19 protein-coding genes are annotated in these 22070 nt (G+C 63.5%); 2 read left to right on the top strand and 17 right to left on the bottom strand.

Features of this window, described 5'->3' with window-relative positions:
• Positions 1-69 precede the first annotated feature (69 nt).
• Positions 70-1725, top strand: coding sequence for a GMC oxidoreductase (locus AC1DWU_RS01300; protein WP_477148146.1), 1656 nt, complete (start codon positions 70-72; stop codon positions 1723-1725).
• Positions 1726-1747: 22 nt separating this feature from the next.
• Here the strand turns inward: AC1DWU_RS01300 and AC1DWU_RS01295 are convergent, their stop codons facing one another.
• The 6 genes from AC1DWU_RS01295 to AC1DWU_RS01270 form a co-directional block, all read right to left on the bottom strand.
• Positions 1748-2590: a GNAT family N-acetyltransferase gene (locus AC1DWU_RS01295; protein WP_477148145.1), complete on the bottom strand. Its 843-nt coding sequence runs from the start codon at positions 2588-2590 to the stop codon at positions 1748-1750.
• Complete coding sequence (locus AC1DWU_RS01290) at positions 2587-3279, bottom strand: aspartate/glutamate racemase family protein (RefSeq protein WP_477148144.1); 693 nt, start codon at positions 3277-3279, stop codon at positions 2587-2589. Before AC1DWU_RS01290 ends, AC1DWU_RS01295 begins: the two co-directional genes overlap by 4 nt.
• Complete coding sequence (locus AC1DWU_RS01285; protein WP_477148143.1) at positions 3280-4104, bottom strand: ABC transporter permease; 825 nt, start codon at positions 4102-4104, stop codon at positions 3280-3282. It lies immediately after the preceding gene.
• 1 nt (position 4105) lies between these two features.
• On the bottom strand, positions 4106-4963 hold the full coding sequence (locus AC1DWU_RS01280) for an ABC transporter permease (RefSeq protein ID WP_477148499.1): 858 nt from the start codon (positions 4961-4963) through the stop codon (positions 4106-4108).
• Between the two features lie 232 nt (positions 4964-5195).
• The gene (locus tag AC1DWU_RS01275) at positions 5196-6491 is read right to left on the bottom strand and encodes an ABC transporter substrate-binding protein (protein ID WP_477148142.1); all 1296 of its coding nucleotides are present in this window, start codon (positions 6489-6491) and stop codon (positions 5196-5198) included.
• A gap of 26 nt (positions 6492-6517) precedes the next feature.
• The gene (locus AC1DWU_RS01270; protein ID WP_477148141.1) at positions 6518-7603 is read right to left on the bottom strand and encodes an ABC transporter ATP-binding protein; all 1086 of its coding nucleotides are present in this window, start codon (positions 7601-7603) and stop codon (positions 6518-6520) included.
• A 268-nt stretch (positions 7604-7871) separates the two neighbouring features.
• Here AC1DWU_RS01270 and AC1DWU_RS01265 point away from each other — a divergent pair, with 268 nt between their 5' ends.
• Positions 7872-8600, top strand: a complete 729-nt coding sequence (locus AC1DWU_RS01265; RefSeq protein WP_477148140.1) for a GntR family transcriptional regulator — start codon at positions 7872-7874, stop codon at positions 8598-8600.
• Positions 8601-8884: 284 nt separating this feature from the next.
• On the opposite strand, the gene AC1DWU_RS01260 is transcribed toward AC1DWU_RS01265, so the two are convergent.
• The 11 genes from AC1DWU_RS01260 to AC1DWU_RS01210 form a co-directional block, all read right to left on the bottom strand.
• Positions 8885-9820, bottom strand: coding sequence for a hypothetical protein (locus AC1DWU_RS01260; RefSeq protein ID WP_477148139.1), 936 nt, complete (start codon positions 9818-9820; stop codon positions 8885-8887).
• Positions 9821-9824: 4 nt separating this feature from the next.
• On the bottom strand, positions 9825-10559 hold the full coding sequence (locus tag AC1DWU_RS01255; RefSeq protein ID WP_477148138.1) for a hypothetical protein: 735 nt from the start codon (positions 10557-10559) through the stop codon (positions 9825-9827).
• A gap of 3 nt (positions 10560-10562) precedes the next feature.
• Positions 10563-11405, bottom strand: coding sequence for an N-acetylmuramoyl-L-alanine amidase (locus AC1DWU_RS01250; RefSeq protein WP_477148137.1), 843 nt, complete (start codon positions 11403-11405; stop codon positions 10563-10565).
• A 345-nt stretch (positions 11406-11750) separates the two neighbouring features.
• The gene (locus tag AC1DWU_RS01245; protein WP_477148136.1) at positions 11751-13253 is read right to left on the bottom strand and encodes a DUF5060 domain-containing protein; all 1503 of its coding nucleotides are present in this window, start codon (positions 13251-13253) and stop codon (positions 11751-11753) included.
• A gap of 10 nt (positions 13254-13263) precedes the next feature.
• A complete protein-coding gene (locus AC1DWU_RS01240) occupies positions 13264-14862 on the bottom strand; it encodes a DUF5060 domain-containing protein (protein WP_477148135.1) in 1599 nt (532 codons plus the stop codon).
• 61 nt (positions 14863-14923) lie between these two features.
• A complete protein-coding gene (locus AC1DWU_RS01235; RefSeq protein WP_477148134.1) occupies positions 14924-15745 on the bottom strand; it encodes an ABC transporter ATP-binding protein in 822 nt (273 codons plus the stop codon).
• Entirely contained in the window at positions 15742-16653 is a 912-nt protein-coding gene (locus AC1DWU_RS01230) for an ABC transporter ATP-binding protein (RefSeq protein ID WP_477148133.1), read from the bottom strand. The genes AC1DWU_RS01235 and AC1DWU_RS01230 overlap by 4 nt, the downstream gene beginning before the upstream one ends.
• Entirely contained in the window at positions 16650-17564 is a 915-nt protein-coding gene (locus tag AC1DWU_RS01225) for an ABC transporter permease (protein ID WP_477148132.1), read from the bottom strand. Before AC1DWU_RS01225 ends, AC1DWU_RS01230 begins: the two co-directional genes overlap by 4 nt.
• Positions 17561-18562: an ABC transporter permease gene (locus AC1DWU_RS01220; protein WP_477148131.1), complete on the bottom strand. Its 1002-nt coding sequence runs from the start codon at positions 18560-18562 to the stop codon at positions 17561-17563. Before AC1DWU_RS01220 ends, AC1DWU_RS01225 begins: the two co-directional genes overlap by 4 nt.
• A gap of 144 nt (positions 18563-18706) precedes the next feature.
• Positions 18707-20614 (bottom strand): ABC transporter substrate-binding protein, encoded by a 1908-nt coding sequence (locus AC1DWU_RS01215; RefSeq protein WP_477148130.1) that lies wholly within the window; start codon positions 20612-20614, stop codon positions 18707-18709.
• A gap of 379 nt (positions 20615-20993) precedes the next feature.
• Complete coding sequence (locus AC1DWU_RS01210) at positions 20994-21836, bottom strand: DeoR/GlpR family DNA-binding transcription regulator (RefSeq protein ID WP_477148129.1); 843 nt, start codon at positions 21834-21836, stop codon at positions 20994-20996.
• Positions 21837-22070 lie beyond the last annotated feature (234 nt).

The following is a 22070-nucleotide window of genomic DNA, read 5'->3' as shown; positions in this document are numbered from 1 at the left end:
CAGCCCGATATCGGGCGGAGCCCCCACACCCTGGTCTTTCTGCAAGGCCCGTATCACTAGGAGCAAATCATGCCTGACGTCGTTTTCGACGCCCTGATCGTTGGAGCTGGCGCGGCAGGGATGTTCGCCGCCAGGGAGCTCACCGCCCAGGGCCTGAAGGTCGTGCAGCTCGAGGCCGGACCGGAAATCGGCCCCGACGACTTCGATGCCAACCACAAGCCGCGCCAGTCGGACATCAACATCCTGCAGCGCGCCAAGGCCACCCTGGGTGGTCAGTGGGTGCAAGCACGTGCGGCCTTCTTCGATAGCCGGCAGCGCAAGCTCTTCACCAGCGACCGCAAGAACCCGTACTCGACGCCGCCAGACGCCCCCTTCGTCTGGATCCGCAGCCGCCAGGCCGGCGGCCGGACGCATGTCTTCGGCCGTGTGCTGCTGCGCTGGACGGATGACGATTTCAAGAGCAACTCCCGCACCGGTCGCGGCGTCGATTGGCCCATCGCCTACGACGATATCGTCCCCTATTACGAGGAAGTCGAACGCTCGCTGGAGCTCTACGGCCAGCCCGACGGCGTCCCGACGCTTCCCGATAGCATCTACACGCACGAAGCCCGGATGACCGAGGCGGAGACCCTGTTCAAGACGGAGGTCGAGAGCCGCTGGCCGGAACGGAAGGTCGTGACCTGGCGCTATATCGGGCCCGAGCCCACACGCGTCCTAAGGCCGATGCGCGAGGCCATCGCCAGCGGTAATCTCGATATCCGCTACAACACCATCGCCCGCCGCATCCTGACCGACGACGAGACCGGCCGGGCGATCGGCGCCGAGGTGATCGACAGCCGCACCGGCCGGGTAACTGTGATCAAGGCGAGATCCGTGGTGCTTTGCGCGTCGCCGATCGAAAGCGTCCGGCTCATGCTGAACTCCAGCTCACCGCGCCACCCCAACGGCCTCGGCAACAGCTCGGGGACACTCGGGCGCTACTTCATGGACCAGCTGCCCTGCATTGCCGCGGGCACCTTCCCCAAGGCAAAGGGCTGGGCCAGGGCTGACACCGCTCCACCCGATCCCTTCTATGGGCCATCCGGTGGCATCTTCCTGCCGCGCTTCATCGGCAAGGATGGCAGCTCGGCAGCGAACGACTTCGACTTCCAGGGCAGCGTCGGCCGATCCCGCACCGGCGCGACCAGCGACGCAAGGCTGAGCTTTTTCGGCTATGGGGTGATGCAGCCAAACCCGGACAACCGGATCACCATCGACCCCCGACGCAAGGACGCGTGGGGCATCCCGGTTCCGCACATCCGCTGCCAGATCGGGCCCGATGACAAAGCCACCCTGACCCGTCAGCTCGATACATTGGCCGAGACGATCGAGGGGGCGGGGGGCGAGTTGGAGTTCATCGGCTCGCCGCTCGGCCTCGAGGAAAAAGGTCGTGGCGCCTACCCGGATTCCGACCCGCTCAGCCGCTTCCTGTTCCGCCGGATGTTCAGCCGAACCATGGTGATGGGGGCAGCCATCCACGAGGCCGGCGGCGCGAGGATGGGCGAGCGTCCCGAGGACTCCGTGCTCAACAACTGGAGCCAGAGCTGGGACGTCCCCAACCTCCTCGTCACCGACGCCAGCGCTTTTGCCACCAGCGGCGTCACGGGTACGACACTCACGATCATGGCCTTGACGATACGCGCCTGCCGACACCTCGCGCAGGAGTTCAGGGCGGGGCGGATCTAGCTGGAGAGCCCATTGGAGAGGCTCAGCCGAGCTCCAGCGTGGTGATGCCGAATATCTCGTCGAGCGGAAGATCGGGTGCGGGACCGAGATACATGCGCGCGGTTTCGAAAGCGGGTGTGAGGCCGAGGCGGCGGGCCATTTCGACGGCGGCGTGATTGGGCTCGGGGATGTCGATGAAGATCATGTCGGTGGCCGCCGGGGTCACCAGCGTCGCGAGCAGGGTCTCGGCGATCGCCGGAGTATCGGCGAAGAGCGGACCGATCTTCCAGCCATCGACGCAGCGGCGAATGGTGCCGTAGCCGCGGAGCGTGCCGTCTTCGAAATAGCCCTCGGTCTGGCGCGACGGCGACGGGGCGAGCCAGGCCTTGAGGAAGTCCGTGCGCTCGGCGGCGACGTGCTGGCGATCGTAGGCGAGGACGGCGACCAGGTCGTCGCCGGCGATCGGCCGGACGAAGGAGCGGGTGGTGACCAGGCCGCGAAGCGATCCGCCCCAGCGCGCGCTCTTGTGGGCGAAGGCGAAGTCGGACTTCCGGTAGTTGCCCTGCTGGGCCACGACGCCGTCGAGGCCGATGCTGCGGCCCGCTGCGCTTGCAATGCCGGCGTCCCAGATGGCCTTGCCGTAGCCCTTACCGCGATGCGCGGGGTGAACGATGTAGAGGCCGAGGAAGGCGAAGTCCGACCCGTATTTGACGACCGAGATACAGCCGACGCGCACGGTGCCGATCCAACCCATCAGGAAGCCGCTGGGGTCCTGCGCGTAGAAGGCGCCGGCGTCGTCGAGGCCGGGGTTCCAGCCCTCATCGCGAGCCCAGCCGAGCGCCACGTCGAGATCGGCGCGGGTCATCGGTTTGATGCTGAGGTTCATGCGGCCAGCGTACGCGCGAACGGCCCCGATTGCGACGTGCCCAACTTCAGCGCCACGAGTCCCTCAGCGAGCTTCACCGCAGCAGCGACCCCATCGATCACCGGCACGCCGTGCCTCGCAGCGAGGTCCGCAGCGAGATCGGCCATGCCTGCACAGCCCAGCACGATGGCGTCGGAGCCATCGTGCAGCAAGGCGCTGGCGATCTCGTCGGAAATGGTCTCGCGAGCGGTTGAACCGGGGCGCTCAAGCTCGAGCACCGGGACGTTCGACGCGCGCACCTTGCCACAGCGGGCGCTGAGCCCATAGCGCAGGATGTTTTCCTCGATGATCGGGATCGACACCGAGAGCGTGGTCACGACGGAGAAGCGGTCGGCGATCAGCATGGCGGTGTGGTAGGCCGCCTCGCCGATGCCGATCACCGGAACGCCGGTCCGCCGCCGGGCCTCGTAAAGCCCGGTGTCGTCGAAGCAGGCGATGACGATGGCATCGAACCCCTGCGCCTTGTCGATCTCGGCAAAGAGGCCGGGGAGTGCTGCGTCGCCGTCCTCGACGCCCTGGATCGAAGCGGGGCCGGTGGCCGGATTGCGCGCCACGATCTCGGTGTCTTCGGCCGCGACGTCGCGCGCCGCAGCGCCGATCTTTTCAGTCATCGAGGCGGTGGTGTTGGGGTTGATCAGCAATAGTCGCATTTAGGCCCGAGCCCGCTTTCGGCCGATGAGAAGGATGATGCCGAGGGTGACGAGGATCACGGCGAACGAGAAGAGCGTCGTTACGGTACCCAGCGCGTAAAGCACCGGTGTCGTGACGTTGGTGGTCATGCCGTAGATTTCGAGCGGCAGCGTGTTGAAGCTGCCGGCGGTCATCAGCGTGCGCGCGAACTCGTCGTAGGAGAGGCTGAAGCCGAACAGGCCGACGCCGATCAGGCTGGGCGCGATCATCGGCAGCAGCACGTGGCGGAACGTCTGCCACGGCGAGGCGCCGAGGTCGCGCGCCGCCTCCTCGTAGGACGGCGAGAAGCGGTTGAAGACGGCGAACATGATCAGCACGCCGAAGGGCAGCGTCCAGGTCAGATGCGCTCCGAAGCCCGATGTCCACCACGACGGGCGGAAGCCGATCTGCTGGAACAATACGCCGATGCCGAGGCTGACGATGATCGACGGCACCACCAGGCTGGCGATGGTCAGGTAGAACAGCGGCGTGCCGCCGATGAACTTGCGGCGGAAGGCGAGGCCGGCGAGCAGCGCTACCAGGACGGTCGAGACCATCACCATCAGCCCGAGCAGCAGCGAGCGCGTGAAGCTGGCGCCGAAATCACCCACCGCCTGTTTCTCGAAGAGATTGCCGAACCAGTGGAACGAGACGCCGTTGAGCGGGAAGGTAAGCCCGCCGTTGGGACCCTGGAACGACAGGATGAAGATCGCTGACATCGGGCCATAGAGGAACAGCACGAAGAGCCCGAAAAAGGCGGCGAGGACGTAGAAGCTGAGCGGGCGCTTTTCGCGGTGCTTTGCCATCTCAGAGTTCCTTCCGGATATCGACGATGCGGAGGATGCCGCCGACAAGCAGCAGCACCAGCACCAGCAGCACGACAGCGTTGGCCGCAGCGGCCGGATATTGCAGCAGCGACATCTGGTTCTTCATCATCAGCGCCACCGAGGCGCTTTGCCCGCCGCTCATCACCTGCACGGTGGAGAAATCGGCCATGACAAGGGTCACAACGAAGATGGTGCCGATCGCCATGCCGGGCTTGGCCAGCGGCAGGATGACGTTCCACATGATCTGCCAGGCACTGGCACCGGCATCGCGCGCCGCTTCGATCAGGGAGCGGTCGATACGCATCAGCGTGTTGAAGATCGGAGTGACCATGAACAGCGTGAAGAGGTGCACCATGGCGAGCACCACGGCAAAATCGGAGTAGAGCAGCCACTCGATCGGCTGTTGGATGACGCCCATCTCGACCAGCGTGGAATTGACCAGGCCATTGCGGCCCAGCACCGGAATCCACGAGATCATGCGGATGATGTTGGAGGTGAGGAACGGCACGGTGCAGACGAGGAACAGCACCATCTGCGTGGTCGCCGACTTGACGTGGAAGGCGAGGAAATAGGCGACCCAGAAGCCGATGAAGAGCGTCAGCACCCAGACGATCGCCGCGAATTTCAGCGTGTTGAGATAGGTCTTCCAGGTGACCCAGGAGCCGAGCGTGTCGACATAATTGGTGAGCACGAAGCCCGGATACATCCGCGCAAAATCGTAGTCCCAGAAGCTGACGAAGACGAGCAGCAGGATCGGCAGGAGGAGGAAGAAGCCGAGGATCAGCCAGAGCGGGATCGACTGGATGTATGAGGCGAGCCGGCCGAGGGACAGCGGCATTTTCCGCGTCTTCGGCTTGGCGGCGGGCACGGCGATGATCTGATCGGCGACGGCCATTTTTGCTCCTGGCTATCAGTCGGGGTCACCCTCCCCCTTGCGGGGAGGGGACAGGGGTGGGGGGCGCCGCACGCTCGGAGCAAGCCTCTCCCCCCACCCTAGTTCCGCTACGGACCTGGCGGTCCAAGCTGCGCTACCCTCCCCGAGAGGGGGGAGGGTGAACGCCGGTGGCTCATCAGGCCGCGATGAACTCGTTCCAGCGGGTGACCATGTAGCGGTCTTCGTCCATCACCGAGTTCCAGCAGGCAACATGGCCCATGCGCTCGAGGAAGGAGCCGCCATCGCGCACGGCGCCGGCCTTCTCCATCACCGCGCCATCGGGCGACAGGATGTCTCCGACGGCTGCCTTGCCCTCGATCCAGAAGCCCCATTCGTCTTCCGACATATACTCCTTGGCGGTGTCCATGGCCGCCGAGTAGTAGCCCTGGCGGTTGAGATAGCCGCCGACCCAGCCGGAGGTGTACCAGTTGATGTACTCGTAGGCCGCGTCGAGCTGGGCGCCCGAGAGATGCGCGGCAAGGCCGAGACCACCGCCCCACGAGCGGTAGCCTTCCTTGAGCGGCTGATACTTGCAGGCGATGCCCTTGGAGCGCACGGCGGCGACGGCCGGCGACCACATCGACTGGATCACCACTTCGCCCGAGGCCATCAGGTTGACGCTCTCGTCGAAGCTCTTCCAGAAGGCGCGGAACTGGCCGTCCTGCTTGGCCTTGATCAGGAAATCGATGGTCGCATCGATCTCCGCCTTGGTCATGTTGCCCTTGTCGGCATATTTGATGTTGCCCATCGCTTCCATGATCATGGCCGCGTCCATGATGCCGATCGACGGGATGTTGAGGATCGAGGTCTTGCCCTTGAAGGCCGGGTCCATGATATCGGCCCAGGTGGTGATCTCGCGGCCGACGAGGTCGGGGCGAATGCCCAGCGTGTCGGCGTTGTAGATGGTCGGGACCATGGTGAAGTAGCCGGTTTCGCCCTTGGCGAATTCCTTGGAATCCGGCGCATCGACATAGCCGACGGTATGCGGCGCGGTGCCCTGGGCGATGACGCTGTCGGGGGTCAGCTTCCCGGTTTTGAACAGCGGCACGATCTTGTCGTAGTACTTGAGCTTGGTCACATCCATCGGCTGGATCACGCCGGTCGGATAGACCTTCTTCAAAATCCAGTACTCGATGTCGGCGATGTCGTAGCTGTCAGGTTGGGTGACGGCGCGCTGCGCGGCGGCGTCGGAATCGGTCGCCGTCATTTCAAGCGTGATGCCGAGATCGGCTTTGCACTTTTCGGCGATGGCGTTGAGGTTCGACACACCGGTGCCGAACTGGCGCAGCGTGATCGGGTTTTGCGCCCAGACGGTGGGGAAACCACCGAGGGCCCCGGAGCCCGCGGCAGCGCCGGCCAGCGCGGCGGCTCCCTTGAGCATGCTGCGGCGGGAAATCATGGCCGCTTTGGCCGTCTTGCTGGATTCACTCATAGCCTAAAACCCCTGTTTCTGATGGCTTACGAATTGGGGCGGCCGAGGATGATCGCATCCTCGGCATCCCAATGCAGTGGCACCGCGTCACCGACTGCGACCGGCTTCGAAAAGAAGCTCTTGTCGTCGACGATGGCGGTGAAATCCTCGATCCCGGCCCCATCGACCGAGAGCTTCACCGAAGCGCCGCGATACTCGATGTTCGAGACGATGCCGGTGAACCCCAGCCCCGCGGCCTTCGGCGGCCCCAGCCGCACATGGTCGGTGCGGATGCCCGCATCGACCGGCGCGCCGGGTTCCAGCGGCGCGCCCGAGGCGGCAAAACTGCTGCCGCCGGGGACCTGGAAGGTGACGACGCCGTCGGCTGCCGATTTGGCGCTACCGGTGACGACGTTGTGGTCGCCCATGAAGCGAGCGACGAAGGCCGTGGCGGGCCGTTCGAACACCTGGCGGGGCGTTGCCGCCTGCTCGATCCGGCCATTGTTCATCACCACGATCAGGTCGGCGAGCGCCATGGCCTCCTCCTGGCTGTGGGTGACGTGGACGAACGTGATGCCGAGCCGCGTCTGCAGCTTCTTCAACTCGGCGCGCATGCGGATCTTGAGGAACGGGTCGAGCGCCGAGAGCGGCTCGTCGAGCAACAGCGCTTCGGGATCGGTGATGAGCGCGCGGGCCAGCGCCACCCGCTGCTGCTGGCCGCCTGAGAGCTGGGCGGGCCGCCGCGTGGCGTAGGCCTCCATCTGCATCAGTTTGAGCATCTCGAGCGCCTTGGCCTGGCGCGGCGCTTTCTCGATGCCTTTCATCTTGAGGCTGAAGGCGACGTTGTCGATGAGGTCCAGATGCGGGAACAGCGCGTAGGACTGAAACATCATCGCCGTGCCGCGCTTGGCCGGCGGCAGATCGGTGACATTGGTGGACGAGAGGATGATGTCGCCGTCGCTCGCGTCCTCGTGCCCCGCCACCATGCGGAGGGTCGAGGTCTTGCCGCAGCCCGATGGCCCGAGCAGGCAGCAATAGGTGCCGGCGGGCACTTTGAGATCGATTGAGTCTACCGCAAGCGCATCGCCGTAGCGCTTCGTCAGCTTCACAACTTCCAGGTCGCCCTGCGCCATGCACCGCCCCGTTGGCCACCTCTTGGCCGTCGGTTAGTGAACTGCAAGACCCGTGCCAGCGGCCGGCGCGACGTCGTTTTCGTCGTATCTCTTTGAATCCGCGAATAAGTTCCAACGTCGAATGATCGCACACTCGTGCTGCATGAATCACACGCAATGCCTAATGCTTGAGCATGTGAACGCAATGTGGGCAGATTTTGTATACGAAACCCCCGTAGCGATGTGTTCAGTTCTGGGCTAGATTCGGATTGGGTTTTGGGAGTTCGGCATGTCAGCAGGCGACGAGATCGATGAGCCGGAGGGGCGCCCCGCGGTGCGACGCTCAGGCGTCTATCTCGGGCTGCGCAACGCCATCCTCGGTCATGGCATCGACCCAGGCACCAAGCTGCCTGAAGACGAACTGGGCGCGATCTACTCAGTAAGCCGGACGGTGGTGCGGGCGGCTCTGCAGGCGCTGGCGCATGACCGGCTGGTGCGGCTCGAGCCCAATCGCGGTGCCTTCGTCGCCAAGCCGACGCGGATGGAAGCCCGCGAAGTGTTCGAGGCGCGGGCGCTGGTCGAGCCCAAGGTCGCGGCCCTGGCGGCGGGCATCGCGACGCATGCCGACGTCGAGCGGCTGCACCGGCACCTCGACGAAGAACACAAGGCGGTGCATGCCGGCAAGGACGGCGAGGCGGTGATGCTGTCGGCGCAGTTCCACGTCGCCATCGCCGAGATCGCCGGCCAGTCGATCTTCACCGAAATGGTGCGCGACCTCTGCTCACGCTCGTCGCTGATCATCTCGCTCTACTGGCGGCGACGCGACACGACCTGCGAAAGCCACGCCCACCATGCTCTGGTCGATGCCATCGCCAAGCGCAGCGCGCTCGACGCGTCGGAACTGATGACCAGCCACCTGGTAGACCTGCTCTCCGGCCTAGACCTTTCCGAGCGCGAGAGCTCGGGCAAGAAGCTGATGGAGATTCTAGCAGGGCGCCCGCCGGCAAGAGAATCCTAACCTCTCTCTGACGGCAGCCTCTCTAGTCCGGGCTATTGCTACAGTGACCGGCTGCTTCGCCCTGCCTCCGCACACCTAACCCGCCACCCCTTGCGCACTTCCGTACGGGGACGCGCAGTAGCAAGCCGAGTTTGGCGGCTGCGGTGGCGAAAGCCAGCACCAGAAATTGGGGGTGAAGCATACGCTTCCCGGATAGTGAGGGGGCACCTGGGCACGTGCCGACGCCGAGGCGCCGATGATTGCCAATGCGACCAGGGCACCAAGGCCAAATCCTAGGAGCTTCCTCATAGCTCGCCTCCAGAATGGGTTTCGGCGACGGGGCACGCGTCCGTGATCGCCGTCTTCAAGTTGGCTATCTGCACGTTAGGGTCGGGCACTCGGTGGAGTTGCGCACCCATAGGCTTTGCCGCGTGGCCCTTCTCCACATAGTCGAGCAGGAGCTGCGCCATGTCGCACCGGCGATTGTCGAGCATGACCACGGTCAGCATGCGATCCTTCTCCAGCCAGAAGTCGGTTTCGTTGCGGAGAATGTTGTCGAAGAAGCGTTTGTCGAGGTTTGCCTTATTCTCTCTGGCGAAGGCGGTCCTGATGCGATTGGACATCTCTCCATCAAGGCGAAGTGGTGCGTGCTCTTCGACGGTCTGAGCATTCATGCTGTTGAATACGATGTCGAAGAGATCGCCCACCGTGCGCTTGGCGCGGTCGCCTGTGGGGCGGGTCTTTAGCCAGAACGCGGAAATCTGGCCAAGCAGGAGGACTTGCGACAGCCGTTGACGTGGTCCCATCGCCTCGATGTCCCGCAACTCTCGCTCGCCCGTACCAGGGATCAACAGCACCGGTACTTCATACTCCCGCGGGTCGTACATCGCGCGCACCCTGAAACTGAGGGTGCTCTCTGATGCGGGAATGTCGACAGTGAGGGCCCCTTCCTTCACACGCATAGGGACCTTGACGAGGAAGGTGGGTTCGGCGACCCACTCGGTCATCGGGAACGGCATGGTGGCCTTCCAGCCCCACCGCCCGGCGCTCAGTTCCTCCCTGGGCAGGTCGTGCCCAACGCTTCCCGGCTCCATGAAAAGCGTAACAACTACGGGCTTTTGCGCGTTCAGCCCGGTCTCGTCGATAAGCGTGATGGTGATCGCCCGATCCGGGTCTTCCTGCGCGAACGCAACATCGGCAAGGAGGAGGAATGATGCGACCAGCAACATGAATCTCAACATGATGCTATCCATTCGGAGCGTTGGGGGCAGGGGCAGCGTTGTCGTTCGCGTCGTCAGCCGGCGGCGGATCCTCTTTCTGCTGCTGGGCCGCTACATCGGCGGCCGGCGGGGTCGGAGCCTTGTCACCCCGGCGGCGCAGCATCAGATTGGCGTTGGTCTGCGCATCGTTGAACTTGATGCCGATGAGTGCGGCAAAGACAAAGGCGGCGAAGTTCCGCACGCTGCTGGAGAACGACTCGAGGACCTTGATTGCGTTGTCTACGTCGACGATGCCCTGGGCGTTCAGCTCTTCCCGAAGGCCTTCCGTATTCGGAACCGCGCCGTTCATCCCGAGGAACACGCTCATGTTCAAGTATAGGAAGTAGACGACACAGGATGCTGCCAGAACGATCAGCAACTGGGTGTTGCTCGCCTTGGCAGGTGCGGTGGCCGCGATGATGCCGCCAAGGACAGCCGGCACGAGCTCACCGATCAGCGGAATCTCGGGCAACACAAACGGCGCCGTAAGAACGATCTGCCGCATGAAATAGCCGGCGATCGACTCGCGTCCCATCTCGAACGCCACGACGATCGCGACATAGAGCACAGCCAGCACCACAAAGACGCCGTAGAACATGTAGCGCCGAACTGTCTCCTGGATCGGGGTGAAGACGTTTGTCGGCGCAGCAGGCGCGACCGCCGCCGCCTGTAGCGCAGGAGCAGGTGCTGCGGCGTTCGCTGGGGCGGGTTCCTGTGCCATCGCCTAAGCCGCCTTCAACCAGTCGCCGTGAACCCATCCCGTGAAGTCGGCCTGCCCGGCAGCATTGGGAACAGAGACGAAGCGCCACTTTCCCTCCGCCTCGTGCACCGTGACTTTGGTTCCGTCGGGTAGCGGTTTTTCCCGAACGAGAGGGTGTTCAGAGCCTGGTCCGCTGCGGATATTCAGTCCTGTTGGCGACCTGACCACCAAAGTTCCATCACCGGTGCCGTCCCGTCCAAGTACTCTCGATCGGAACGAGGCCATGTTCCACGCCGGGCCGGGATCTGACTTGCGGCCAGGTGAGATATCATCGTGACCAACGATCTCATCGATCTTGTAAGCGCTGCAGATTGCTCTTGCTGCGCTGATCGTTGTTTCGATCTGGGCTTCGGTGAATATCTCCCAACCGCAGTCAGGCGTGCCGAACTTATGCCTTGCAGCAATTCCCTTGCTTTGATCAACAGGTGAGCCAGTCCACGAAATCCAGCCCGCGCTGCCCTGCTGCAATGGCCCCCAGTTCTCGATCTCAATGCCGATCGCGTGCTTATTCAGGCCGGTATAGAGCTGGCCGTCACTTGCATGCCATCGACTGTCGCCTGCGTGCCATGCAACGACGTTGAAGGGAACGCACTGGCTGATCGTCCCGTCTCTTCGGACGACCAGATGTGCTGACACTTTGTGAGAAGCGTCGGCGAAGTACTTGGCAACGTTAGAGTTTGGCCCGCTGGCGGTATAGTGGATGACTAGGAATTTCGGTGTGAACTTACCGCCAACGTTTGGTGATTGCACAAACTCGACCGGGTCAGGGCCAATCGCAAGTCTATGACCAGTAACGACAAATTCCATCTGGCGCCCCAAAGGCCTCACGCCGACTGTGTATTCGTGTGTATGGAATAGAGTGGTAGTGATTGTTATCGCTGTCGGCAAAAGGAGTCAAATACTTAGATTATGACTCGTATGTAGACTCAACAACTGTCCATCTGGGGCAGCTATCCTCTGGGGTAGCGATCTGAGAACGGGCGTGTCTACATCGCGCTGGCGATTACTGGTGTTGTTGCAGCATGTTAGGATGCGGGCGGCAGCGACAACTACGTCGTGCCGGTCCATCGTTCGACATCAACGGCGCGCGGCCAGGAAGGCGGCAGCGACCATGCGGCTCAATCGAGCCTGCAGTGGGATTTCAGGCTGAACTCAGTCCAACTGCCGGACACGCAGCGCCAGATATGGCCGGCTCGGCAATTCGATGCCGAATGCCGCGTCCGGCTTGCCGCCGCGCACCACGTCGCCGTGGCGGGTGGGATGCGGGATCAGGGCTGGGATGCGCTTCGCCGGCTTCACCGTCATGTTCCACGTGTCGATCAGGTCGACCTCGTAGTTCCCGTCCTCCTTGGGCAGCCCCGTCGTCCACTGGTTGGGCTGGTGCTCGCCGAAATAGATGTAGCTGACCTTGCCGTCGCGAGCGCCGGAGATGCGGCTCCATGGCCATGACGCGTTGTGCCCCATCGGCGTCAGCCCGCCCCACACGTCCTCCTCGATGATGGCGCGTAGGAACCCGATGCGCTTCCAGGCCTCGCCGTGGAGCTTGCCGCCCTTGGCCCACCAGATCAGGTCTTCGGGGTCGGCATAGGTTTCGCCATGCCCGGCATAGCCGCCGCGCATCACCGTGGTCCAGAACCGGTGCGTCAGCTCCTGGGCCGTGATGTTGCCCCAGCTCGGCCAGATATTGCCCTCGTATTCCGGCTCGTCGTTGACCACCGGCTTGCCATAGGCCTCGCGCCACTCGGGCGTGCGCTTCACGTCCCAGTGCTGGATGCAGACATGGCTGATCCAGGCCTTGCGATGATCAAAGTTCATCGACTGGTCGCCGTTGTGGATCGACTTCAGGTGCCCGTACGGGTCGTTCTCCTCGAGGATGTGGAAGTAGCGGTCCCACTGCGCGACGGGTTTGGAGTCGAGCAGGAAATCGTACTCGTTGGCCAGCGACCACCAGACGTTGGAATAAGCCGCAAGCCGCGCCGCGAGATAGGCGACGTAACGGAAATCCTGCTCCGCCGACATGTTCGAATAGTTCCACCGGTCATAGGGGTGGAAGATGATGATATCCGCCTCGATGCCGAGCTCGCGCAGCTGGCCGATCTGCTGCTCGAAATGCTGGAACGCCTTGGGGTTGGGCCGGTCGAAATCCAGCTTGCCGTCGGCATTGGGCAGGTAGACGTCCATCAGCGGCTCGTTGGTGTTGAACGGATAGTCCTTGGGGAACACCCCCATCCGCAGCTTGTTGAACCGCGCCGCCTTGAGCGTCTCGAGCGTTTCCGCCTGCATGGCGAGCGGCTGGTGCGTCCAGGCGTAACAGGTCGTCCCGAACGGGAAATACGGCGTGCCGTCGGCATGGGCGAAGTGGAACCTGTTTGCTACCGCCACCGGCCCGTGCATGCCCGGCCGCGCTGCCGTCGCCGTGAACGAGTCGGTCCTGCCGTCGAGCGCCGCCGTCTTGCTGCGCGTGCGAAATGTCCACTCGCCCTCGGTGTCCGGCATGAAGCGGACGCGATAGGTGCCGTCCCCATCGTAGAACCCGCGCACCCGCACTTCGCGCGAGTGCTGCGAGAACACGGCGTCGAAGCTCACCTCGACATAGGGGTTGCCCGAGGACGGGCCGGTGAAGCTCGCTTCGAAGATGTCGTACTTGGCGGTCATGGTCTTGTCCTCAGTCGATCCGCTTGAACAGCAGCGCCAGATAGGGTCTTGGGGCGAAATGCAGCACGTCGCCGCGCACGACGCTCTCTGCCAGCGGCGTCTCGGTCATTTCCCAGGTGTCGATCAGCGTGGCGCTGTAGCGCTCGTCGGGCGGCACGGCGACCGTCGCCTCGCTCGGCTGGTTCTCGCCCATGTAGCTCAGGTAGTAGCGGTGCGGCTGCCCGGCCGTCGGCCACCAGGCCATCGCCGGCGCCCAGCCCTCCTCGCCCGCCGGCGGCACGAACAGCTGCTGCAGCACGACATTGTCGAGGCCGCCCTGCATCGCGATGCGATAGGCGCCGGTCGACTTGATCGGGTCCAGCCCTTCCTCTGGCCCCGCCTCCATGATGCGGCGGAGGAAGGCGATGCGCGGGATGCTCTCGCCGATCAGCTTGCCGCCCTTGGCCCACCAGATCGTGTCGGTCGCGCTGCCGAAGGTCTCGCCATGGGTGACGTAGCCGCCATTGACGACGCCGTCCCAGAACCGGCGCACCATCTTCTGGCCCGAGATGTTGCCCCAGAGCTCGGCGATCGTCCCCTCATAGCAGCACTCGTCGATCGACACGGGCTTTCCGTACTTCTCGCGCCACACCGCCGACATGTTGGCGGTCGAGCGCTGGATCGACGCGTGCGTGATCCGGGGATGGTTGTGGTCGTAGAACCTGAAGCAGTTGTGGACGCTCAACAGGTGCCCATGCGGATCGTTGTCCGACACCACATGGATGAAGCGATCCCAGTCCTGCGGGGTCTTCTGCGGCATCAGGTCGTATTCGTTGGCCATCGACCACCAGACGTTGGGGAACGCCGCGAGACGGGCGGTGAGATAGCGCAGGTAGGCGTCATCCTGCGCCGGGCTCATGCGCGAAAAGCCCCAGCGGTCATAAGGGTGGAAGATGATCAGGTCAGCCTCGACGCCGATCTCGGCCAGCTGGTTGATGCGCTGTTCGAGGTGCCGGAAGTACTCGGGCTCGAACCGGGTGAAATCGAACTTCCAGCCGTACTTGTCGGCTCCGGCAAAGCTGCCGTCCCACTTGCTCTTGCCCGCCGTCAGCAGCTTGAACGGATACCGCCCCGGCTCGTTCTCGTTGTAGCGGTAGTGCTTGGGAAACACGCACATGCGGATCTTGGTGAAGGGCGCCTCAGCGAGCGTTCTAAGCGTCTCTTCCTCGAGCGCGTCGCCTTGCAGGTTCCACACATAGGCTGTGGTGCCGATATTGATGTAGCGGGTGCCGTCGGCGTAGCGGAAATGGTGGCGGTTGGCGACGCGGACCGGACCGTGATGGTTCGGCTTCGCTGCGCCGACTTCGAACACGCCGCTGACGTCATCGAGCGCCGGAGCATTGCTCCGCGTCTCGTAGGACCAGGTTCCCGTCGCATCGGGCAGGAAGCGCAGCTTGTAGACTCCGTCACCATCGTAGAAGCCGTTGATCCGCACCTCGCGCTCGCCCTGCCGAAACACCGCTCGCAACTCGACATCGAGGAACGGATTGCCGGCGGAGGGGCCGACGAGACTCAGCTCGTACGTGGCCCACAGCGACGCGGCGCCGCTGGCTTTGGCGGTATTGGTCATCTGCAAGATCCTGTCGGTAGCAATGGAAGGTGCAGCCGCCTATCGGCGACCGCCGGAAATGTCAGGCTGCCGCCCGGCGTGGGCGCCAGCGGCTCTTGGTCGTCGGGATCGAGCTCAGCAGCAGCTTGGTATAGTCGTGCTGCGGGTCGCTCATCACCTGCCGCGCCTCGCCGAACTCCACCACCACGCCCTTGTTCATCACCGCCACGTAGTCCGAGATGTAATAGGCGGTGGCGAGGTCGTGCGTGATGTAGAGGAAGCTCCGTCCCGCCTCGTCGCGCAGCTTCTTGAACAGGTTGATGATGATCATCCGCCGCGACGCGTCGATCATCGACACCGGCTCATCGGCGACGATCAGCCTGGGCTGCGGAATGAGCGCCCGTGCCACCGAGATGCGCTGCAGCTCGCCGCCCGAGAACTGGTTGGTGTATTTGCCGCGCACCTCCGCGTATTTGAGGCCCACGCTCAAAAGAGCATCGGCCACCGCCGCCTCCGCCTGGTCGCCATCCATTCCGGCAACGCGCCGCGCTGTTTCGTGAAGGTAGGCGTCGACCGGCCGGTAGCGGCTGAAAGCCTCGAACGGGTTCTGGAAGATCGGCTGCACCAGCCCGAGGAACTCGTGCTTGGAGAGCGCTGCGCCTTTGCCGGTCACGACGGTGTCGTAGACGATCGCCCGGCCCGAGCTCGGTGTCTCCAGCCGCAGCAGGGTCTTTGCCAGGGTGGTCTTGCCGCTGCCCGACTCGCCGACGACGGCGATCACCACCGGCTTGTCGCCTTCAACGGTGATGTTGACGTCGTTCAAGGCCTTCACCTGCCGTGACCGGACGAGTCCGCCCTGCCGGTAGACCTTGTTCAGTCCCTCGGTCTTCAAGATGATCGTCATGCCGCGACCTCCACACCCTGGCTCGGTCGCGCGACGAAGTGGCCGGGCTTGACCTCGATCAGCTCCGGCTCCACCCGATAGGCCCGGTCGCCGCCGGCCCCGGCCGCACTCGCCAGCACACCGCGCATGCTGTCGTCGCCAATGGCCGGCAGCGAGTCGATCAGCATCCTGGTGTAGGCATGCTGGGGGTCAGCGAAGACGCTCTCGGTGTCTCCGTATTCCACCACGCGACCGGCATACATGATCAGCATCTTGTGGGTGACCTGGTAGTGGACGCCCATGTCGTGCGAGACGACGAGGATGGTGTTGCCCATCTGCTCCTGCACATCCATCAGCAGCGTCAGGATTTCCTTCTGCACTACTACGTCGAGCGCCGTTGTCGGCTCGTCGGCAATGATCAGCTCGGGCTGGAAGAACGTTGCGAGCGCGATCATCACGCGCTGCCGCATGCCGCCCGAAAGCTGGTGCGGATACGAATCCATCGCCTCCGCCGGCAGCCCGAGCTTGCCGATATAGGCGCGCGCCCGTTCGAGGACGCGCTTCTTGTTGCTGTCGGTACCGGGGAAATCGATGAACTGGTCGCGGATTCGGATCACCGGGTTCAATGAGTTCATCGAGCTCTGCGGAATGTAGGAGATGGATTTGAACCACTCCTTGCGGATGTTCTCGGTCGTCACCGGCCGCCCATCGCTGCCCTTCAACCCGTACTCGATACTGCCGCCCGAAAGGGACATGGGCGACTGGATGTCACCATAGATCGCCTTCATCAGGGTGGACTTGCCGCACCCCGATTCCCCCGCAATCCCGACGATACAGCCGTCGGGAATGGTCAGGGTCACGCCGTTGACGGCCTCGATGACCCGGTTGCCGATGCGATAGCTGATCTTGAGATCGGAAAGCCGGATCATGCGACACCCCGCTTGCTGGCGAATGCGGCATTGAAGCCGGTGGAGGCGAGGAACAGCCCCAAAAAGAGCAGGATCGATGCGATGATCGGCGCCACCAGCCAGGGGTAGTTGCCGGTGAACAGCGCGTTGTAGTTGAGCGCCCAGAAGATGATCGAGCCGAGCGTCGGCACCTCGACCTTCGACAGTCCGATCACCGCCAGCGTCGCCTCGGTGTTCACCGCGAACAGGATGGTGTTGATGAACCCCACCACCATGTAGGCCGAGACGTACGGGAATATCTCGCGCACGATGATGTTGAACGTGTTGGCGCCCGAGAACCGCGCCATGTTGATGAACTCGCGTTCTCGCAGCGACAGCGCCATCGAGCGGATGGTACGCGCACCCCAGGCCCAGCCGAAGACGACGATGATCAGGCCGACGGTCAGGAACGAGCTGTTGCCGCGGATCACCGCGCCGAGGATGATCAGGATCGGCAGCAGCGGAATAGTGATGAAGCTGTCGACAACCAGCATCACTACGCGCTCGTAGTTGCCGCCGATATAGCCGGCGCTGAGCCCCACCGCGGTCGAGATGACGGTCACCCCGATCCCCACCAGCACGCCGAGGATCAGCGAATTGCGGATGGCGAAGACGAGGAACCAGAAGATGTCCTGGCCCAGCGCGTTGGTGCCGAGCAGGTGCTCCGCCGACATCGGCATGTTCTTCAAATACGTCGCCTGAAGCGACGGATCGACCGGGCAGAAGAACGGCAGGATGAAGCTGCCGAGGACGAAGATCGTGATCAGGCCGAGCCCGATCGCGAGACGCGCATTCAGCAGCCAGAGCCAGCTTTCGCCACGCCGGGCGCCGGCGCGCGCCGGGGTCCGTTCGACGACGGCAGCGGGATCGATGAGGTTATCGGTGCTGCTCATTTGTGGCGGATCCGCGGGTCGAGGAGGGGATAGATGAGGTCGATGATCAGCCCCGCCGTGGCGACGGCGATGATCGAGATGGCGATGGCGCCGTAGAGCACGTTGTAGTCGCCGCCGCTCGCCGCCGTGCGCATGATCAGCCCGACGCCGGGGTAGGAGAACAGCATCTCCGTCAGCAGCGCGCCGTTGAACACGGTGCCGAGCGACAGCGCGAGCGCCGTCACCTGCGGCAGCATGGCGTTGCGGAATACGTAGCGCACCATGCGCGTCCAGTTCGAGGCGCCCTTCAGCCGCGCATAGGTGACGTAGGGCTCTTCGGTGGTGGCCACCGCCAGCGCCTTCATCGACAGGATGTTCCAGCCGAACCCGGCCAGCACCAGCGTCAGCGCCGGCAGCAGCGAGTTGTAGATGACCATCCCAACCTTGACCGGCGTCATCTGCCCGACCGGAAAGGTCGGCGAGAGCGGGAAGATCGGGAAGATGTAGGCGAGCAGCAGGATCACGCTGACCGCGAGGATGTAGTACGGGATCGGGTAGAGCAGGATGCCGACCACCTCGAGGATGGTCGCCGCCTTCTTGGTGTGGAAGTAGCCGGCGACCAGCCCCACCATGTTGCCGAGCAGCCAGGCGATGAAGGTCGAGATCAGCAGCAGCCCCAGCGTCCAGGGCAGCGCGTTGAAGATCATCTGCGAGACGGGCTGCGGGTAGTAAGTGAAGCTCGGCCCGAAATCGAAGTGCAGCACCACACGCTCGAGGTAGCTGAGGTACTGGCTGAACAGGTCGCCCTTCAGCCCGTAGAGCTGCTCGAGATTGGTGCGCAGCATGATGATATCGTCGGCGGTGAGCGCGCCGCTGGCCCGCGCCTGGATCTGGCCGATATAGCCGTCGATCGGGTTGGCCGGCATCAATCGCGGCAAAAGGAAAGTAATCGTCAGTCCGATGAACAGGACCGCGATGTAGAGGCCGACGCGCTTGGCCACATACTGGATAACGCCCATTCGGCCACCCAACTTTCCACTGCTTGACCTGGAAGAGTGCTGGACTCGCACCGGTCTTTTGCATCGATTTTCAGCGCAGCAAGCGCAAACAAACGAAAGGGGATGGGGCGGCCGGGAGGTTGCCGCCCCACCATCGACCGGCGACTACTTGCCGGTCGGTTCGATGTTGACGATCGTCTTCTTGAACGAGGACCACCACGTATAGGGCGCGGCGTAGAAGTTCGCCTGCTTGGGGTAGTTCTTCCAGTAGGTCGAGTTGGTCGGGATCGTCGTCGGGATGTTCATCAGGTTGATGAACTGCATCCCGCTGGTCAGCTTCTCGGCAATCGAGCGGCCGTTCGCGACGAACGGCTCCGAGCCGATCTCCAGCACCTTGCTGTCCTGCACGAGCTTGAAAATCTCCGGGTCGGTGACGCGGACGTAGTTGCCCTGCAGTGGCTCATTGGAGTCGGCCGGCTTGACGAAGGTGTCGCTGAACGAGTTCCAGCTGTTGAACCAGTTGGAGTTGTAGGTGCAGGTCATGTTCCAGTTGACCATCAGGTCGAGCTTGGCATTGGTGTTCTGCACCGTGGTGAACTCGCCATTGTCGGCTTGGCGTGCCGTGACGTTGAACCCGGCCTTCTTCCAGCTGTCGGCGATCGAGAAGCCGGTGCGCTGCATCACCTTGTTCCAGTCCGCCGGGATGACGAAGTCGAGCGTCCACGGCGAACCGTCCGGCTTGGTGTAGAAGCCGTCGGCACCCTTCTTGATCCCGACCGAACCCAGCAGCTTCTCGGCTTCCGCCGGGTCGTATTTCCACCAGCCCTGGCCGAAGCCCTGCTTGACCGCATCGCCGGTCGGCAGCTCGGCCTCGGGCGTGCCCTGCGCCTTGAGCGCCGCCACCATGCCGTCGCCGAAGCCCGCGTCGAACGGCTTGTAGCCATCCGAAAGCGTCAGCCCGTTGAGGAAGTCCAGCATCGGCTGGTAGTAGACGGGGTCGGTGATCGGCGTGTCGGCGAACGGCAGGGCCGCGGCCTTGAACTGCCCGCTCACCGCGCTGATGCCCACCTGCTGCAGGTTGACCGTCAGCGCCAGTGCCCAGCGCACTTCCGGCAGGTCGTACGGCGACTTCTGCTGGTTGAAGTAGACGCCGTAGGCACAGGCGTCGTTCATGTCGTGGTAGGGCAGCGTCGGCGAGAACGTCTCGATGGCCGGGTTGCGCGCCTTGGCGGCAGCAATCGAGTCCGGGCTCATGAACGTGTCGACGTCGTACTGGTTCTGGACGAATGCCAGCGTGCGCGTCTCTTCGGCGCCGAAGTCTTTGTAGAGCACGTATTTCGGCTTCGGCGTGCCCAGGTTCCCCCAGCCCGAACGCTGCCAGTCGTCACGCAGCTCCCACAGCTGCCAGAAGCCGTTGGGGTCGAACTCCTTGATCTTGTAGGGGCCAAGCGTCACGGCGTTGGTGTTCTTGAAGGTGACGACATTGTCGCCCTGCGCTTCGAAGATGTGCTTGGGAACGGGCACGAACAGGGAGCCCCAGGTGTAGACGCCCAGCACCGTCTGGAAATCGTAGGCGGGGCTCACCGTCTCGATGTCCATCGTGTAGTTGTCGACCTTGGTCCAGCTCGCCGGCTTTACGTAGTTCACCGTGCGGGCGACGAAGGTCAGTTTGTCCTTGTATTTGAAGGACGTATCGAGCGTGTAGATCAGGTCATCGACGGTGAACTCGACGCCGTCGCTCCAGAACACGCCGGGGCGGATCTTGATGCGGAACTTGGTGTGCTCGGGGTTGAGCACCTCCACTGGGCCCGCTGCGAGTTCTGGGTAGGACTCGCCCTTGGCGGTGTCCATTTCCCACAGGAAGCTCCAGCCCAACTCGCGGAAGCCGCGCCAAATCGCATACTGGTTCAGCGGGTTCTGTGCATCCGGGTTGGCGGATTTGCCATCGAAGGTCTGTACGATCAGCGTCTCGTTGCGGGGCGTGCCCACATCGGTCATTTCCTGCGCGTAGCTGGCGCCTGCCAGCAGCAGGCCCGCAAGCGGGGCCAGCACGTATCGGCCAAGCCGTACCATTGTCCGTGTCCTCCTCATTGTCCCGGAGCACCGCCGGCTTCGGCTCGCACGCCCGGATTGAACCTCTTGATGGTCGCCACCGCACAGCCGCAGCCGATCGGCCAGCTGTCGCCGGCCGGCAGACGCCGCCGAAATCGGAAAGCTCTCCACCCACTCCCCATGCGCAAGAGCGCACATCGCAACCAGACGAGTTTTGTCTGTTTCGCTTTGTTTGCGATTGCTGAGGATTACGAACGTATGAGGCGTGAGTCAATGCCGATTGATCGCAAGCAGCGCGAAATGCAACGGTTTCGGCCGCGGCAAGTGCGCACGCAGCCGATATCCGGCGACACGACCGAGTAGGCCGGTTGTCTTCAGGTTATTGTAGTTGCTGTGTGATTTAGCGCGCGACGATCAGTTCGATGCCGCGACGCTCGAACTCGCGGGCGTCTTCGTCGCGGATGCCGTCATCGGTGATAAACGAGTGAATCACGTCCAAAGTGCCAAGACGCGTGAACGAAGTGCGGTTGATCTTCGTCGAATCCGCAACCAGGTAGACGTGCTGGGCCGCCTTGATCATCGCCTGCTTGAGCTGCAGATCGGCAAAACTGGGATAGGTGAGCCCCGCCTCGAGCGACACCCCGGCGGTGGCAAGGAACAGCTTGCCGGCCAGGATATCGCGGAAGTACTCGACCGACTTGTCGCCGCTCAGCGACAGGGTCGGCGCCTTGAACTGGCCACCAGGCATATGCACCGCAAATCCGGGCACCGCGCCCAGGATCAGCGCGATGTTCAGCGCGTTGGTAATGACGGTCAGCTCCTGCCGGTTCAGCAGTCCATGTGCCACCTCGGTCGTCGTCGAGCCAGCATCGAGGATGATCGTCTCGCCATGCCCGACCAGGGCCGCAGCGCGCACCCCGATCTTGCGCTTTTTGTCCATGTTCTCAAGGTGTTGCAGCGACAGTGTCTCGACCTGCCGGGGCAGGGTCTTGAGATACGCGCCGCCGTGCTCGCGCGAGATGTAGCCATCGACCTCGAGCCGCTCGAGATCCTGCCGGATCGTCGCCTCGCTTACCTCGAAGGCGCCCGACAGGTCGCGCACGCGGGCGCTGCCCTCTTCCTGCAGCCACTCGAGAATCTTGCGCCGCCGCGGCTCGGCCAGCAGCCCGCTGAGCGTACCGCTCGCCTCCGGGGCGCTGCCGCCTTTGCGGTCCGCCCGCCGGATGGATTTCTGCTCGTTCATGCTCAGCGCCTGCAAATGCAATGTGTCTGCTGGGGTGGAAACTACCGTGGCGCCGGACTTTCCCGCAACCGGAACCTCCAGCTTTCCACCTCGAACGGCATCGAGTATATGCCAAACGAAACCATTCGCAAATTTTCGATAGTGACGAGCGACAAACAATCGGTTAGTTGTCGCTTCAAGAGGCAGGAGGAAGCGCCGGCCCGCGTTGAGGAGATAAACGTGACATCCGCCGTG

Source organism: Devosia sp. P2_G7 (assembly GCF_056403495.1).
This window is presented reverse-complemented; position numbering and strand designations above follow the sequence as displayed.